The sequence below is a fragment of the Lentibacter sp. XHP0401 genome (assembly GCF_025751535.1).
Lineage (GTDB): Bacteria > Pseudomonadota > Alphaproteobacteria > Rhodobacterales > Rhodobacteraceae > Lentibacter.
Map to the genome: position 1 here is coordinate 1 of NZ_JAOWLC010000010.1, position 14,398 is coordinate 14,398.

General features: G+C 58.0%; 13 protein-coding genes and 1 pseudogene. 6 read left to right on the forward strand and 8 right to left on the reverse strand.

Translation table 11 applies throughout. From position 1 onward, the window contains the following. Window positions 1-314, reverse strand: a pseudogene (locus tag OE750_RS13045) (signal recognition particle-docking protein FtsY); the annotation flags it as partial. Between the two features lie 152 nt (window positions 315-466). Between OE750_RS13045 and OE750_RS13050 the strand changes: the two are divergent. Then, complete coding sequence (locus tag OE750_RS13050; protein WP_263764698.1) at window positions 467-1,357, forward strand: lytic transglycosylase domain-containing protein; 891 nt, start codon at window positions 467-469, stop codon at window positions 1,355-1,357. Here the strand turns inward: OE750_RS13050 and OE750_RS13055 are convergent. Further along, window positions 1,354-2,022, reverse strand: a complete 669-nt coding sequence (locus OE750_RS13055) for a lysoplasmalogenase (protein ID WP_263764699.1) — start codon at window positions 2,020-2,022, stop codon at window positions 1,354-1,356. The genes OE750_RS13050 and OE750_RS13055 overlap by 4 nt on opposite strands. Beyond that, window positions 2,022-3,707 (reverse strand): NAD(P)H-dependent oxidoreductase subunit E, encoded by a 1,686-nt coding sequence (locus tag OE750_RS13060; RefSeq protein ID WP_263764861.1) that lies wholly within the window; start codon window positions 3,705-3,707, stop codon window positions 2,022-2,024. The genes OE750_RS13055 and OE750_RS13060 overlap by 1 nt, the downstream gene beginning before the upstream one ends. A gap of 176 nt (window positions 3,708-3,883) precedes the next feature. On the opposite strand from OE750_RS13060, the gene OE750_RS13065 reads away from it, so the two are divergent. Together OE750_RS13065 and OE750_RS13070 are read left to right on the forward strand one after the other, a co-directional pair. Continuing rightward, window positions 3,884-4,915, forward strand: coding sequence for an alkane 1-monooxygenase (locus OE750_RS13065; RefSeq protein ID WP_263764700.1), 1,032 nt, complete (start codon window positions 3,884-3,886; stop codon window positions 4,913-4,915). A gap of 9 nt (window positions 4,916-4,924) precedes the next feature. After that, complete coding sequence (locus tag OE750_RS13070) at window positions 4,925-5,323, forward strand: hypothetical protein (RefSeq protein WP_263764701.1); 399 nt, start codon at window positions 4,925-4,927, stop codon at window positions 5,321-5,323. Here the strand turns inward: OE750_RS13070 and OE750_RS13075 are convergent. Further along, window positions 5,320-6,108, reverse strand: a complete 789-nt coding sequence (locus OE750_RS13075; protein WP_263764702.1) for an SseB family protein — start codon at window positions 6,106-6,108, stop codon at window positions 5,320-5,322. The genes OE750_RS13070 and OE750_RS13075 overlap by 4 nt on opposite strands. Continuing rightward, a complete protein-coding gene (locus OE750_RS13080) occupies window positions 6,105-6,686 on the reverse strand; it encodes a uracil-DNA glycosylase family protein (protein ID WP_263764703.1) in 582 nt (193 codons plus the stop codon). Before OE750_RS13080 ends, OE750_RS13075 begins: the two co-directional genes overlap by 4 nt. Before the next feature lie 238 nt (window positions 6,687-6,924). On the opposite strand from OE750_RS13080, the gene OE750_RS13085 reads away from it, so the two are divergent. From OE750_RS13085 to OE750_RS13095, 3 genes are all read left to right on the forward strand, one after another. Next, a complete protein-coding gene (locus tag OE750_RS13085; RefSeq protein WP_263764704.1) occupies window positions 6,925-7,584 on the forward strand; it encodes an ABC transporter ATP-binding protein in 660 nt (219 codons plus the stop codon). Beyond that, window positions 7,562-9,223 carry a capsule biosynthesis protein gene (locus tag OE750_RS13090; RefSeq protein WP_263764705.1) on the forward strand — a complete coding sequence of 554 codons (1,662 nt, stop codon included), beginning with the start codon at window positions 7,562-7,564 and terminating at the stop codon, window positions 9,221-9,223. Before OE750_RS13085 ends, OE750_RS13090 begins: the two co-directional genes overlap by 23 nt. 68 nt (window positions 9,224-9,291) lie before the next feature. After that, a complete protein-coding gene (locus tag OE750_RS13095) occupies window positions 9,292-10,785 on the forward strand; it encodes a phosphomannomutase/phosphoglucomutase (protein WP_263764706.1) in 1,494 nt (497 codons plus the stop codon). Window positions 10,786-10,882: 97 nt separating this feature from the next. Here the strand turns inward: OE750_RS13095 and OE750_RS13100 are convergent, their stop codons facing one another. The 3 genes from OE750_RS13100 to dut are packed head-to-tail and all read right to left on the reverse strand — an operon-like array spanning window position 10,883 to window position 14,393. After that, window positions 10,883-12,895, reverse strand: coding sequence for a M3 family metallopeptidase (locus OE750_RS13100; protein ID WP_263764707.1), 2,013 nt, complete (start codon window positions 12,893-12,895; stop codon window positions 10,883-10,885). 23 nt (window positions 12,896-12,918) lie between these two features. Then, window positions 12,919-13,938, reverse strand: a complete 1,020-nt coding sequence (locus OE750_RS13105) for a HesA/MoeB/ThiF family protein (RefSeq protein WP_263764708.1) — start codon at window positions 13,936-13,938, stop codon at window positions 12,919-12,921. Then, window positions 13,938-14,393, reverse strand: coding sequence for a dUTP diphosphatase (gene dut, locus OE750_RS13110; RefSeq protein WP_263764709.1), 456 nt, complete (start codon window positions 14,391-14,393; stop codon window positions 13,938-13,940). The genes OE750_RS13105 and dut overlap by 1 nt, the downstream gene beginning before the upstream one ends. Between the last annotated feature and the right edge of the window lie 5 nt (window positions 14,394-14,398).

Here is a 14,398-nt window from a genome sequence, read left to right on the forward strand (position 1 = left end):
TCAGGCTCAGGCTCAGGCTCAGGCTCAGGCTCAGGCTCAGGCTCAGGCTCAGGCTCAGGCTCAGGCTCAGGCTCAGGCTCAGGAATCATTGGCGATTCTGCTTGCGGGGCAAGCGGTATTTCGGCCTCGGAGCTTGTTTCGGCTTCGGACTCGGCCACTTCAACGGGCGCGGGCTCTGGTTCGGCAGGCTTCTCAAGCTGTGGCGCTTCAACAAGCTCTTCTTCGCCACCGTCACTGACGATTGCATCGAGCCCTTCCTCAAGCTTTGAAGAAGACTTGAACAACCGGTCTTTGAGTTTCTTGAAAAAAGCCATGCCTGCCCCAGAGGTTTGTTGCAACGCCACATGTAACCCGCTACCCCAGAAGTGAAAAGAGGGTGTGAGGGTTAAGTGATGGCCCTGTATGCAGGAGCCTCGCAATATCTTCGGGGTGCCTTACCCGGTGACCGGTGCGATTTGAGGCTTTTATGAAACCGTTGGTATTTGTCTTTGTGCTAAGCTGGCTGGCAGCGCCTGCCTTCGCAGAGCCGCCTGACCGCGCCTGCACCACGACCAAATGGGGCCATCAAGAATGTATCCGCTGGGACCATTTTGTCCATGACACCTGTCAGCTTATCGAGACAGTCACCGCCCGCCATAAGCTTGACCGGGGCTTCTTTACGCGGCTGATCTGGCAGGAAAGCCGCTTTGACCCGTTTGCCAAGAGCCACGCCAACGCGATGGGGATTGCACAGTTCATCCGCTCGACAGCCACTTTGCGTGGGTTGGACGACCCTTACAACCCAGCCGATGCGCTGGAACATTCCGCGCAATATCTGGCCGAGATGACGCGGCGTTACGGCAATGTCGGGCTGGCGGCTGTGGGCTACAACGGCGGCGAGCGGCGTGCCGAGGGGCTGATTGACGGCACCGGCGGGCTGGCGCAGGAGACGGTGGATTACGTGCGTATCATCACCGGTGCGGGCCATGAGACATGGGTGAGTGAGCCACCTGAAGAGCTTGACTTAAGCCTTTCGAAAGACACTGATTTTCGCCAAGCGTGCTATGCACTGGCCAAGAACCGCCGCCTTTCGCCACCGCCGCGCACAGAGCCCTCGGTAAAACCTTGGGGCGTGCAGATAGCTTTCGGGACAAGCAAGGCTGCGGCCAAAGCTAAATATACTGAAAGAACAAAACGTTGCAGTTCGGTCTTGAAAGGCGAAACGCCTGATTACCTGTTTGAAAAGAGCCGCGCGAGCCGCCTTAAAGGCTATTATTTTGCCCGCATCGGACGCGACACAAGCCGCAGCGCCTGGGAGTATTGCAACACCCTCAAAGCTTCGGGCTGCCTCTGCGCGGTCTATCGCAACAAGCTTTAGAGCGTTCCCGTGAACGCCATGAGAAAGAGCGCTTGCGACAGCCAGTAAGCACTCCATACGGTATAGGGCAGAACGCGCTGCAGCTTGTGATCTTTGGGGAGCACAAACATTTCTTGTGCCAGCACAAAATCGGAAAAGATGAACAGAAGGGCTGCAGGCAGAACCAGTGCAAGCGCGCCGACGGGCGGCAGGATCATTGCCATCACGCCCATCGACATGATGACCGGCACGTAGATGATTGTGGCCCAACGCAGCTTACCTGCCGTGCGAAACAGCAAGAAGATCATAACCAGCCCCAACAACACCAGCGCAAGCGTGAGAGGCCAGCCATCGGAGATGCGCAGAAAATCAGCGCTCGGCTGCAAAAAAAACAAGGCGGTGTAAGACAAATGCCCGAAGGCAAAGGCCCCGATACCCGACACAAACTCTTCCGTGCCTTTGCGCGACAGGAAGAAATCACCCACCGCGCAGGCAGTTAGGCCGACGGCGAGCAGCAGCATGTCTGACAGCTTGAAGGCGATAAGGGCCAGAAGCGCCACCGAGGCAGTCTTCAGGACCGATTTGAGCCAGGAGGAGCCAGGGCGGCCACAGATGACAAGGTAACATGCAGAACAAAAAGCTGCTGCCAGAAACAGTAGCGTTGCGTCATTGGGCCAGCCGAACATCATATCTCCTCGGGGAAGTGCTTTATCGTCATCCTTATCGGGTTGGGCGCGGCTTGTCCAAGGCCGCAAATCGAGGCATCGACCATAGCTGTGGAGAGCTCTTCCAGTAGCGAGGTGTCCCATGTGTCGGCCTGCATGAGCTTTACGGCTTTTTCACAGCCCACGCGGCACGGCGTGCACTGACCGCAACTTTCATCCTCAAAGAAGCGTAGCATATTGAGGGCCGCATCGCGGGCGCTGTCCTGATCGGACAAAACCACCACAGCTGCGGAGCCGATAAAGGAACCGTGCGGCTGGAGCGTGTCAAAATCGAGCGGGATATCATTCATTTCGGCGGGCAGAAGGCCCGAGGACGGGCCGCCCGGCTGATAGGCTTTGAAGCTATGGCCATCAAGCATACCGCCAGCCGCTTCGATGATATCAAGGATAGTGGAACCTGCGGGCAAGAGGTGCATACCGGGGTTTTGCACACGGCCGGAAACAGAGTATGAGCGCAAACCCTTGCGGCCATTTTTCTCAACAGAGTTAAGGATTTGCGGGCCTTCCCTCATTACTTTGGCGACCCAATGGAGCGTCTCGACATTGTGGACAAGTGTGGGACGGCCAAAAATGCCGACTTGCGCCACAAAGGGCGGGCGGTGGCGCGGCTCCCCGCGTTTGCCCTCAATGCTTTCAATCATCGCGCTTTCTTCGCCGCAGATGTAGGCACCTGCGCCGCGGCGCAGTTCGACATAGCCTTTATCCACAAGAGCTGCGTCTTCCAGCGCTTTGATTTCACGTCGCAAAATCTCTAGCACTGCGGGGTATTCATCGCGCATGTAGATGTAGCATGTTTCGGCTTCGACAGCCCAAGCGGCGATCAGCATACCCTCGAGAAAGAGATGAGGTGTGCGCTCCAAGTGGTAGCGATCCTTGAAGGTTCCTGGTTCGCCCTCGTCACCATTAACGGCGAGATAGCGCGGGCCTTCGTTCATCCGCACGAAGCCCCATTTCTTGCCAGAGGGAAAGCCGGCCCCGCCAAGACCGCGCAGACCAGAAACGAGCACTTGTTCTTGCACAGCCTCCCAATCGCCACTCTCGCGCAGGCTCTCGAGTGTTTCGTAACCGCCCTCGGCGCGGTAGGCCTCAAAGGTTTCATAGGCGGGGATATGGGCATGGGTATCGCCTGCGGCGATGGCGGCGGTGACTTTCTCGGGAGTGGCATGGTCGATATGGTTATGACCGATCTCAAGCGTGGGCGCTGTATCGCAACGGCCCATGCAGGGGGCACGCAGCACCCGGACTTCGGCAGGATCAAGCCCGCTTTCCAGCGCGGTCTTCAGCGCCTGTGCGCCCGCGAGTTCACAAGACAGGGAATCACAGACGCGGATGGTCAGGGCGGGCGGCGGTGTCTCGCCCTCTTTGACCACATCAAAATGGGCATAGAAGGTGGCAACCTCGTAAATCTCGGCCATGGACATACGCATTTCCTCGGCCAGAGCACGGATGTGCGCAGCCGAAAGATGCCCGAAACTGTCCTGAATTTTGTGCAAATGCTCGATGAGCAAATCACGGCGGCGGGGGGCATCGCCCAGCAGAGCTTTGACCTCATCCCAAGCCTTATCATCAAGCTGGCGGCCTTTGGGCGTGTGACGGCCCTTGCCCTTGCCTGATTTCCAGACACCCTTGCGTTCGTCCAGCCCCATGAGAAAGCCTCCCGTCTTGCGTTTGTTCGGAGCGTAAATGCAGGCAGCAACAGACGCGAGGCCAAAAGCGACCTTAGGCGCATCATTCGCGTTCAAGATATACCAAACTGTGCGCATTTGTGCCCTACTCATGCCATGCGAAGCAGGTAAGGTTGCGCGGAGATTATGAGGCACAGATGATTTACTTCTCGATCGCAACGCTGGTGCATGTCGCCCTCCTCGGACTGGCCGCCGCATTGGGCGACTGGTTTGTTCTGGCGGCATTGCTTTACATCACGCTGTTTACAGCCGCGCTGGACCGCTACGTGCCGCTCGTTTTGCCGGAAATGCCCGAGGGGGCAGAGTTCCCGACGGGGGCACGGCTGTCTGTTTTGCTTGGGGTGCTGCACTTTCCGCTCTTGCTTCTGGCCGTTCTGGCTTGCGCTTTCATGAACCATAGTCCGTTTGAGAAGCTCGGGATTTTCACCACCTTCGCGCTCTTTTTCGGGCAGGTTTCACACCCCAATGCGCATGAGCTTATCCACCGTTCCGAGCGCTTTGCGCGCCGCCTTGGTCGCTGGGTCTATGCCTCGATGCTGATGGGGCATCACGCCTCGGCACATGTTCTTATTCATCACGTCCACGTCGGCAGCGAGGATGATCCGAATTCGGCACCGCGCGGAATGGGATTTTATCGTTTTTTTATAAAAGCTTGGAGAGCGTCCTTTACAGAGGGCTTCAAGCGGGAGGCCGAGCGCCTTACACGCGCCGGCAAGTCAGCGGGTGATCATCCTTATCGGCGTGATGCCATCGTCGGCGCGGGCTTTGTTGCCCTCAGTTTTCTCATTGGCGGCGGCTTTGGTGTGTTCACTTATCTCGCGCTGGCGCTTTATGCACAGGTGCAAATTCTGCTCGCTGATTATGTGCAACATTACGGGCTGCGCCGTGTGCGCCGCGGCTCAGGCAAGCTTGAGCCTGTGAGTGATGCACATTCGTGGAACTCGCCGCATTGGTTTTCATCCGCACTTACACTCAACGCCCCGCGCCACTCGGACCACCATATGAACCCGCAACGCCCCTATCCTGCCCTCAGACTCACGCCCGAGACCATGCCGACCCTGCCTCATGCTTTGCCTGTGATGGCTGTGATCGCGTTATATCCTCCACTTTATCGCAAGGTCATGGCGCGCGAGCTTGGCCGCTTGCATGGTAAGGGGGAGAGCGCTTAAGCTTGGGGTATGATACGCCTCACTTTACTCTTCTTCGCCCTCGCCCTGCCCGCTGCCGCACAGGAGCGGCTAACAGCTGAAGCCTTTGACGCATTCACGCGCGGGCAGACGTTTTACTATGGATATGATGCCGAGCCTTACGGCGCAGAGGAATATCTGGATGATCGGCGCGTGCGCTGGTCGTTTCTCGACGGAGAGTGCAAGGAGGGCTACTGGTATGACACGCCGGAGCGGCTGATTTGCTTTGTCTATGAAGACCGGCCCGACAGCCAGCAGTGCTGGGCGTTTTTCAACGAGGGCGGCAAGCTGCGCGCAACGTTTGAAAATGGCGCACAGGGCGCACCACTTTACCAAATTGAAAAGTCGGATAAGCCGATGCTCTGCACCGGCCCTAAAATCGGGGTTTAGCGCAGCTTTGGTGGCTTGGCGGGGTCACTCCCCGGGGTAACGGGCTGTGCGGCTGGCGCAGGCTGAGGCACATCAAAGCGCAGGCCCGCACGGCCGAACTGCGTTCGCAAGCCTTCACTATCGTTGAAGAAAGCCACATCAAGCGACATGTCCTCAAGGCCCGAAAAGACCAGCGCCTCACTTGCCGCTTTCGCCAGAGGCGCTTGGGCAGGTTCTTTTGCACCAAGGATAGCAAGCATCAGCCCACCTTCGTCTTTCGAGACAAGATAAGCCACTTTCGCAAGCCCTGCTGCGCGGCTGAGTTTGGCATCAAGCGCATGTAGCAGCACTTCGGGAATCTCGGGGCTTTTGAGCGTGGCGAGGCCGCCTTTGCGCTTCGGTTCGGGTTTGGCCTCTTCGGGAGCCGTCTGGAGCGTGTCGCGCATCCATGTGAGGGCCTCGGCGGGCAGCATGATTGAGGACGGCGCAACCTCAAGGTTAAGTGCAAGGCCTGCCCCTTCGGTGGCCAGCATTTGCGCCATGATCCGCCCCGAGAGAGCAGCATAGGGCGCAGGCCCTCCGGAAAAGGCTGCAAGCCGTTCGGCGGTATCAAAGCCCAGAACATAGCGCGCGCCTTCGACTTCGATCATTTGCGGCTCGATACTGGCAGCCTTGGGCTCTGATTCAAGCAGCAGAAACACTTCAATATCAGCGAGCACCGCGTAAAAGCTCATGCGCAGTTGCACGTCTTCGGGGTTGTGCATCATGGCCGCGTGGGCCGCATCCAGAACTGTCTTTTTTCTCATGACAACGCCTCTTTCACCGCCGCGCGCAGCTTGGGCAACAAATCTGCCTCAAACCACGGATTTTTCTTCAGCCACCCCGTATTGCGCCACGACGGATGCGGCAAGGGGAAAACCTCGGGCGCATGGTCGCGCCAGCTTTTAACTGCGTCTGTCACGGAGGTGCGCACACCAAGGTGATAGCGCTGCGCAGGTGCACCGATCACCACACGCAGCTTGATCGACGGGAGTGTTTGCATCACCTTGTCATGCCACGTTTGACCGCAGATCTTTGGCGGGGGCAAGTCGCTTTTGCTGGCGTCATAGCCCGGAAAGCAGAAAGCCATAGGCACGATGGCCACTTTGTTTTGATCATAAAACTCCGCAGGTGTGAGGCCGAGCCAGTCGCGCAAGCGCGCGCCGGAGCGATCATCAAAAGGCACCCCGCTTTGGTGCACGCGCATCCCAGGTGCCTGCCCCGCGATGAGCAGTCTGGCCTCGGGGCGGAACCAGACAACAGGGCGCGGGATATGGGCCGTTTTTGTTGCGGCAAAACGGGAGGCGCACAGCCGGCAGCGGGCGATATCATCCTGAAGGCTCATGGCCGGAGTTAAGCGCAAGCAGGCCGTCACAACAACCGTAGAGCGCGCGAAATGCTGCCAGCGCCGAGCCGCTTTTCCCGAATTTGCAAAGAGATGACTTATTTTCGCCCAAAACAACTGTATACTAGGGCGAAACAATAAAACGGCCCAAGAACCCCAATACATAAACTCTTAGTGAAATTAGGGTAGATGGAACAGGCGAAACACATAACGGGCCAGAGCAGAAACGGGGCAAAAAATGCTCGAGTTTAACAATGTCAGCAAGTCCTTCTGGACGGGCACACAACGAAAAGTGATCCTTGAACAGGTCTCTTTCCGTGTGGAACTTGGCAATTCTCTCGGCATTCTGGCCCCGAACGGCACGGGCAAGACCACACTTATCAATATGATGTCCGGGCTTGAGAAGCCTGATGAAGGCTCGATCCTGCGCGACTGCAAAATCAGTTTCCCCCTCGGGTTTATGGGCGGGGTGGTTGGCCGGCACTCGGCGGTCGAAAACAGCCGCTATATTGCGCGGCTATACGGGCTTGACCCCGATTATGTTGAGGCCTTTTGCCGTTGGCTCTGTAACCTCGGCGAATATTTCGAACAACCGCTTGGCACATACAGCCAAGGTATGCGCGCACGCTTTTCCTTCGCCTTGCTGCTGGCGCTTGATTTTGACATCTACCTTATTGATGAGGGCATGCCAAACTCGACAGATGTCGAGTTTAATCGTAAGGCAGGGGAAATTCTGCGCGACCGCTTGCGCACCACCACCGTGATTATCGTATCACACCAGCCGCAAGTACTTGAAAAGTTTGCACGTTCAGCCGCGGTTTTGATTGATGGCAAGTTACACATGTTTGACACCCTAGAAGAAGCGAAACAGCTCTATGACTACCAAACCCAAAGCTAGAAAGTTTCGCATAAAACGCACCGCACCGACAGGAGCCGGAGCCAGCGAAGCCGCCGCAACGGCGCGCAAGCCATTGCCCGCGAATGAAGGCGCAACAGCGCCCCCCACGCCTAAAGAGACAGCTGCGACTGCTCCCGGGCAAGACCAGGCCCGTAGCGGCGCCGTTGAATCAGCACGCGAAGTGAAGGCAGAAACGGACATCGACGCAATCCGCCGTGAAGGCCTGACGGGACGGCAGCTTCGCATGGCACGCCGGATGGCACAAAAACACGGTCTTGCCCCGATTTCCGACTTTGACGCCGTGCGCCAACTGCGCCTCCAGGGGATTGATCCCTTTCAAGCCTCCAACATGCTTGAGCTGGTTGTGCCTGGCAAGGACGCAAGCGAAGAAGAGATGGGCACAGTACTGCCCGGAATGGGCAAAATCCAGCTTCCCCAAACGGTAAGGCCCGCCGCCGACCAGCTTCCCCAAACCGAAGTTTACACCGCCGACCGCCGTGCTCAGGAGATCACCAGCATCCAGCGCGACATCGCCCGACGCCGCCGCAAGCGGCTGGTTCTGCTCATTGCGCGCCTGTCGGCTTTTGTCTTTTTGCCCACCATTCTGGCGGGCTGGTACTACTACGCCATCGCAACCCCCATGTTTTCTACCAAATCAGAGTTCCTGATCCAATCCGCCGATGGCGGAGCCGGTGGCGGCCCGTTGAGCGGACTCATTCCCTCGCAGTTGGCCAACAGCCAGGAAAGCATCGCTGTGCAATCCTATCTCACGTCCAAGGACGCAATGATCCGGCTGGACGAAGAGCTTGGCTACAAGCGGCACTTCTCGCAAGACGCAATCGATGCGATCCAGCGGCTTGATCCTGATGCGACCAATGAGGCCGCGCACAAAGTTTATAAGAAGAACATCAAAATCGGCTATGATCCGACAGAAGGTGTTGTGCGCATGGAGGTGATTGCCGCAGACCCTCAGGTGGCTGCTGATTTCTCCAAAGCACTGATTTCCTATGCAGAAGAGCGGGTTGACGAGCTTTCGCAAAACATCCGTAACGACGCGATGGAAGATGCACGCCGCAACCTTGAAACGGCAAAGAAGGAGCGCCGTGCAGCACAGGAAGACCTTATCCGCCTGCAGGAAGTCTATTCGGTTGACCCTCTGGAACAACTGGGGGCGCTGCGCGGACAGATCACAACATATGAGCAACAACTTTTAGAGAAACAACTTGCGCTGCAAGCCCTGCTCGACAACCCGCGCCCGAACCAGGCCAAGGTTGACGGGGCGCGCGGCGATGTGCGCCGCCTGCAAGACCTGCTCGACGGGCTCGACGCCCGCATGACCGAGCCGGACAAATCAGGGTTATCACTGGTGCAACAATCCACCGAGATCGAACTTTCACGCGCCGATCTGGCAACCGCAGACGCCTTTTTGCAATCGGCCCTTCAAGGCGAAAAGCAATCCGCGCTCGAGGCGGGACGGCAAGTGCGCTATCTCACTGTTCCTGTCCGCCCGATCGCATCAGACGCGCCAAGCTATCCACGCAAGTTCGAGAATACTATTCTGGCGTTCCTGATCTTTTCAGGTATCTACCTTATGGTCTCGCTGACAAGCTCGATCTTGCGCGAACAGGTCTCTAACTGATCCCATTTTGAGGCGTGGCCCGCTGCGGCCACGTCATTGCCCATCACCGATTTCAAAGAGTAAGCACTATGAAACCAAAGCAGAGTTCCACCCCGAACACATGGTCTTTTCTGCGTGACCCTATGATCACGCCCACGGGCTTTCGCGAGTATGATGCGCGCTGGAAGTATCCTGACGAGATAAACCTGCCCGGCATCACGGCCCTTGGTCTTGGCCTTGGCACACAGATGTATGCACGCGGGATCGAACCGGTGATTGCGGTTGGCAATGATTACCGCGACTATTCGCTTTCCATCAAAAACGCGCTGATGCTGGGCCTCATGCAAGCGGGCATCCATGTAAAAGATATCGGCCCTGCGGTTTCGCCCATGGCTTATTTCAGCCAGTTTCACTTGAATGCGCCTGCTGTTGCCATGGTCACGGCAAGCCACAATCCAAACGGCTGGACAGGTGTGAAAATGGGCTTTGAGCGCCCCCTCACCCACGGCCCCGACGAGATGAACGAACTGCGCAGTATCGTGCTGGAAGGCCGCGGCGTGGCCCGTGCCGGCGGCTCTTACGAGTTTGTCGAAGGGGTGCGCGAGGCCTATATTGAGGATCTGGTCGGTGATTTCAAAATGTCGCGCAAGCTGCGCGTTGTCTGCGCAACGGGCAATGGTACGGCCGCCGCCTTTGCGCCAGAGGTTTTCGAACGCATCGGCGTTGAGGTTGTGCCATCGCACAACGAGCTTGATTACACGTTCCCACACTACAACCCGAACCCTGAAGCCATGGAAATGCTGCATGACATGAGCGCCTCGGTCAAAGACAGCGGCGCTGATTTTGCTCTCGGCTTTGATGGCGATGGCGACCGCTGCGGTGTGGTTGACGATGAGGGCGAGGAGATTTTTGCCGATAAGGTTGGCGTCATCATGGCGCGGGACTTGAGCAAGATTTACCCGAACAGCATCTTTGTCGCCGATGTGAAATCCACTGGCCTCTTTGCCTCTGATCCCGAATTGCTGGCCAACGGGGTGACGGCGGATTACTGGAAAACCGGCCACAGCCACATGAAGCGCCGCGTGAAAGAGCTTGGCGCGCTAGCCGGATTTGAGAAATCGGGGCACTACTTCCTCGCCGAGCCTGTCGGGCGCGGATATGATTGCGGCCTGCGTGTCGCTGTTGAAATATGCAAGCTGATGGACCGCAATCCAGACATGAAAATGTCAGACCTGCGCAAAGCCCTGCCCCAGACCTGGGCCACGCCGACCATGTCGCCCTATTGCGCAGATCTGGAGAAATACGATGTCCTTGAGCGCCTTGTGTCCAAGCTGGTCGCCAAACATGACGCCGGTGAAACTTTCGCTGGCCGCGCTATAAAAGAAGTCGTCACAGTAAACGGCGCCCGCGTCATCCTCGACAACGGCTCATGGGGGCTTGTACGTGCCAGCTCAAACACGCCCAATCTTGTGGTGGTTTGCGAGAGCTCGGAATCCGAGGCAGAAATGCGCGCTATCTTCGCCGATATCGACAGGGTCGTTCGCACCGAACCCGCCGTCGGTGATTACGATCAAACCATCTGAAAAACTCCACACCCCTTTTTCTTGCTGAAAATATCCCGGGGAGCGCGAGGGGCAGCGCCCCTCGCATTGGTCGAATGGCGCACAGCGCCATTCGACATCAGGCCGTAAGACCGCGCCCTTTCAGAAGCGCCTCAACTCCAGGCATCCGCCCGCGGAAGGCTTCATACAGCTCGGCTGCATCACGTGAGCCGCCTGCCGAAAGAATGTTGCGCTCCAAAGATTGCGCAAGCTCTGTATCAAAAGCATCGCCTTTTTCTTCGAAAGCTTCAAAGGCATCCGCGTCCATAACCTCGGACCACATGTAGGAATAATACCCCGAAGAATAGCCATCTCCCGAGAACACATGCGCAAACTGCGGCGTGGCATGGCGCATCACAATCGCGGCGGGCATTCCCATTTCAGCCAGAACTTCAGCCTGCTTTGCCATCGGGTCTGCAGGGGCAGCGCCCTCATGGAAGGCAAGATCAACCATCGCCGAGGCAACATATTCTACCGTTTGAAAGCCCATATCGAAAGTCGCTGCACCAAGCACCTTGTCCAGCAGCGCTTGTGGCATTGCCTCGCCCGTCTCGTAGTGGGTCGCAAACTTGGCCAGCACTTCGGGCACTTCAAGCCAATGCTCGTAAAGCTGGCTTGGCAGTTCGACAAAGTCGCGCGCCACTGAGGTTCCTGAAATGCTTTCATAAGTCACATTCGAAAGCATCTGGTGCAGCGCGTGGCCAAATTCGTGAAACAGCGTGCGCGCATCGTCATAACTCAAAAGTGCGGGTGTGCCTTTGGCGAAGTTACACACATTGATTACAACGGGCGTTTGCACCTCCGGGAATTTCGCTTGCGAGCGCATCGCCGAGCACCACGCGCCCGAGCGCTTGGAGCCGCGTGCGAAGTAATCACCGATGAACACGGCAATATGCTTGCCGTTTCGCGTGACCTCCCAAGCGCGGCAGTCGGCGTGATAGAGCGGCACATCAAGCGGCTTAAATTCCAGCCCGAAAAGGCGGGTGGCACAGGCAAAGCTGGCTTCTATCATTCGCTCAAGTTGAAAATACGGCTTCACCTCGGCTTCATCGAGATCATGCTCCGCCACGCGGCGTTTGGCGGCGTAATAGCGCCAGTCCCAAGGGGCCAGATCGCCGTTTACACCCTCGTCCCGCATCATTGCCGTGAGCACTTCGGCATCCGCTTCAGCTTGCGCTTTGGCAGGCTCCCAGACATCGGTGAGAAGCTGGCGCACCGCGGCAGGCGTTTTGGCCATTTCGGTTTCAAGCTTGTAGTCAGCAAAGCTCTTGTAGCCCAACAGCGCCGCGCGCTCTTCACGCAGCGCAAGGATTTCGGCACAGATGGCGCGGTTGTCGGTGTCTCCTCCACCCGCACCGCGGGCAGCCCATGCCTCGAAGGCTTTCTGGCGCAGGTCGCGGCGCGCCGAGAATTGCAGGAAAGGAACGATAAGTGAGCGCGAGAGCGTCACCACAGGGCCGCTTACGCCCTTTTCAGCGCCAGCAGCGCGGGCGGTGTCGATTACAAATTGCGGCAAGCCTTCCAGATCATCCTCGCCGAGCTCCATAAACCAGCTTCGCTCATCGGCCAGCAAGTTTTGCGTGAAGCTTGTTCCAAGCTCGGCAAGGCGCGATTTGATCTCCGCCATGCGGGTATCTTCTGCACCCGTAAGTGCGGCCCCTGCCCGAACAAATCCGCGTCGGGTAAGCATCAGCACGCGCGCCTGCTCGTCTGTCAGATCAAGCGTGTCGCGCTGTTCCCAAACCGCCTCGACCCGAGCAAACAGAGCTTTGTTGGCGGTGATGCGCGAGAAATGCGCTGCCAGTTTTGGCGAGAAGTCGCGTTGCTGCTCTTCACGCGCAGGGTTGCTATCGGCCCCAGCCACGGTGAAAAAAACCGAGAGCACCTTTTCCAGCGCGCGGCCTACGCTTTCCAATGCGCCGATGACGTTTTCAAAACTGGCAGGCGATGTGTCTTCCGCGATGGCCGCAATTTCGGCATCATGCGCTGCAAGGGCCTCTTCAAGTGCGGGAGCGAAGTCGGCATCCGAAATCTCGTTGAACGGGGCGATCTGGAAGGGTGTGGACCATTCGGCCAAAAGCGGGTTCGTCATGTCGAATTCCTTTTGTAAAAGTGTCAGGCCGCGCGATTCTGGCAAATGGGGCAATCTGCGCGCGTGGCGAGTTTGATTTTGCGGGTTTCGCCATAAAGCCCGTCATAGATCAGCATTTCGCCGCGCAGGATATGGCCCGCGCCGGTGATGAGTTTCACCGCCTCAAGCGCCATCATTGTGCCGATGATGCCGGGCAAGGGCGCAACCACGCCTGCTTCAGAACAAGACGGCGCAAGGCCTGCTGCGGGAGCTTCGGGGAAAATGCACTGATAGCAAGGCCCGCCGCGCGCAGGGTCAAAGACCGAGAGTTGGCCCTCCCACTGCGCCAGCGCGCCCGAGATATAGGGCTTGCCAAGCGCCACGGCGGCGGCATTGCCAAGGTATCGTGTTTCGAAATTGTCGGTTCCGTCCATGATGACGTCATAGTCGACGAAGAGCTCTTTCGCGAGGTCAGCCGTGAGGCGGCGCTGATAGGGGCGCACTTCGATATAGGGGTTAAGTGCGCGCATCACTGCGGCGGCGGAGTGAACCTTGGGTGTGTCGATGGCTTCATCGCGGTGAATGACCTGCCTTTGCAAATTGCTGTGGTCGACGGTGTCGTCATCGATCACCCCGATGGTTCCAACACCTGCGGCAGCGAGATACATGAGCACGGGCGAGCCCAGCCCGCCCGCCCCGATAACGAGCACTTTGGCGTTCTTGAGTTTTTTCTGTCCCGGTCCGCCAAGTTCACGCAGCACGATATGGCGGGCATAGCGCTCAAGCTCGGCATCGCGGAATGTGCCTTGTGGTGTTGTAGCGACCGGTTCGGGAGCGACACGGGCTTTGAGGCGCGCAAGGCCGAAGGCGTAGGCTCCTACCAAAGCAGCCATTCCACCGAAAATAGCCCAGGGTGCCGGGTTGCCTGCAGGAAGCACAAACTGCAGGCTGAAAGCAGCAACATAGACCAACGCGATCAGCCCCCAGATCATTTCCTTTGGCCAGCGCAAGCGCCCGCCCAAGGCCCAGATCATCACCATGATGCCAAGGGGTGCCAGAACCATCAGCTGCGCCCTGTCGAGCCGAAGCCGCCTGCGCCACGGACAGTGTCAGAGAGTGTTTCGGCCAGTTCGAAGCGCGCTTGCACAATAGGGGCAACCACCATCTGCGCGATGCGCTCGCCGTGTTTTACTGTGAACGGCTCGGAGCCTGCGTTCATCACGATAACCCCGAGAGGCCCGCGATAATCGGCATCTATCGTGCCGGGGCTGTTGGGCAATGTGACACCATGCTTCAGGGCGAGCCCCGAGCGCGGGCGCAGTTGCACTTCATAGCCGTGCGGGATTTCAAGCCTGAGCCCTGTGGGCACAAGCGCGCGCGCACCAGCGGCGAGAGTGATCTCGCCACGGTCCGCCAGATTGGCTCGAATATCGGCACCTGCCGCGCCTGCGCTTTCATAAGCGGGCAGGCTCAAGGCGCGGTCGGCCTCTTCATCCCATATAAATTTTACAGTGACCACATTGC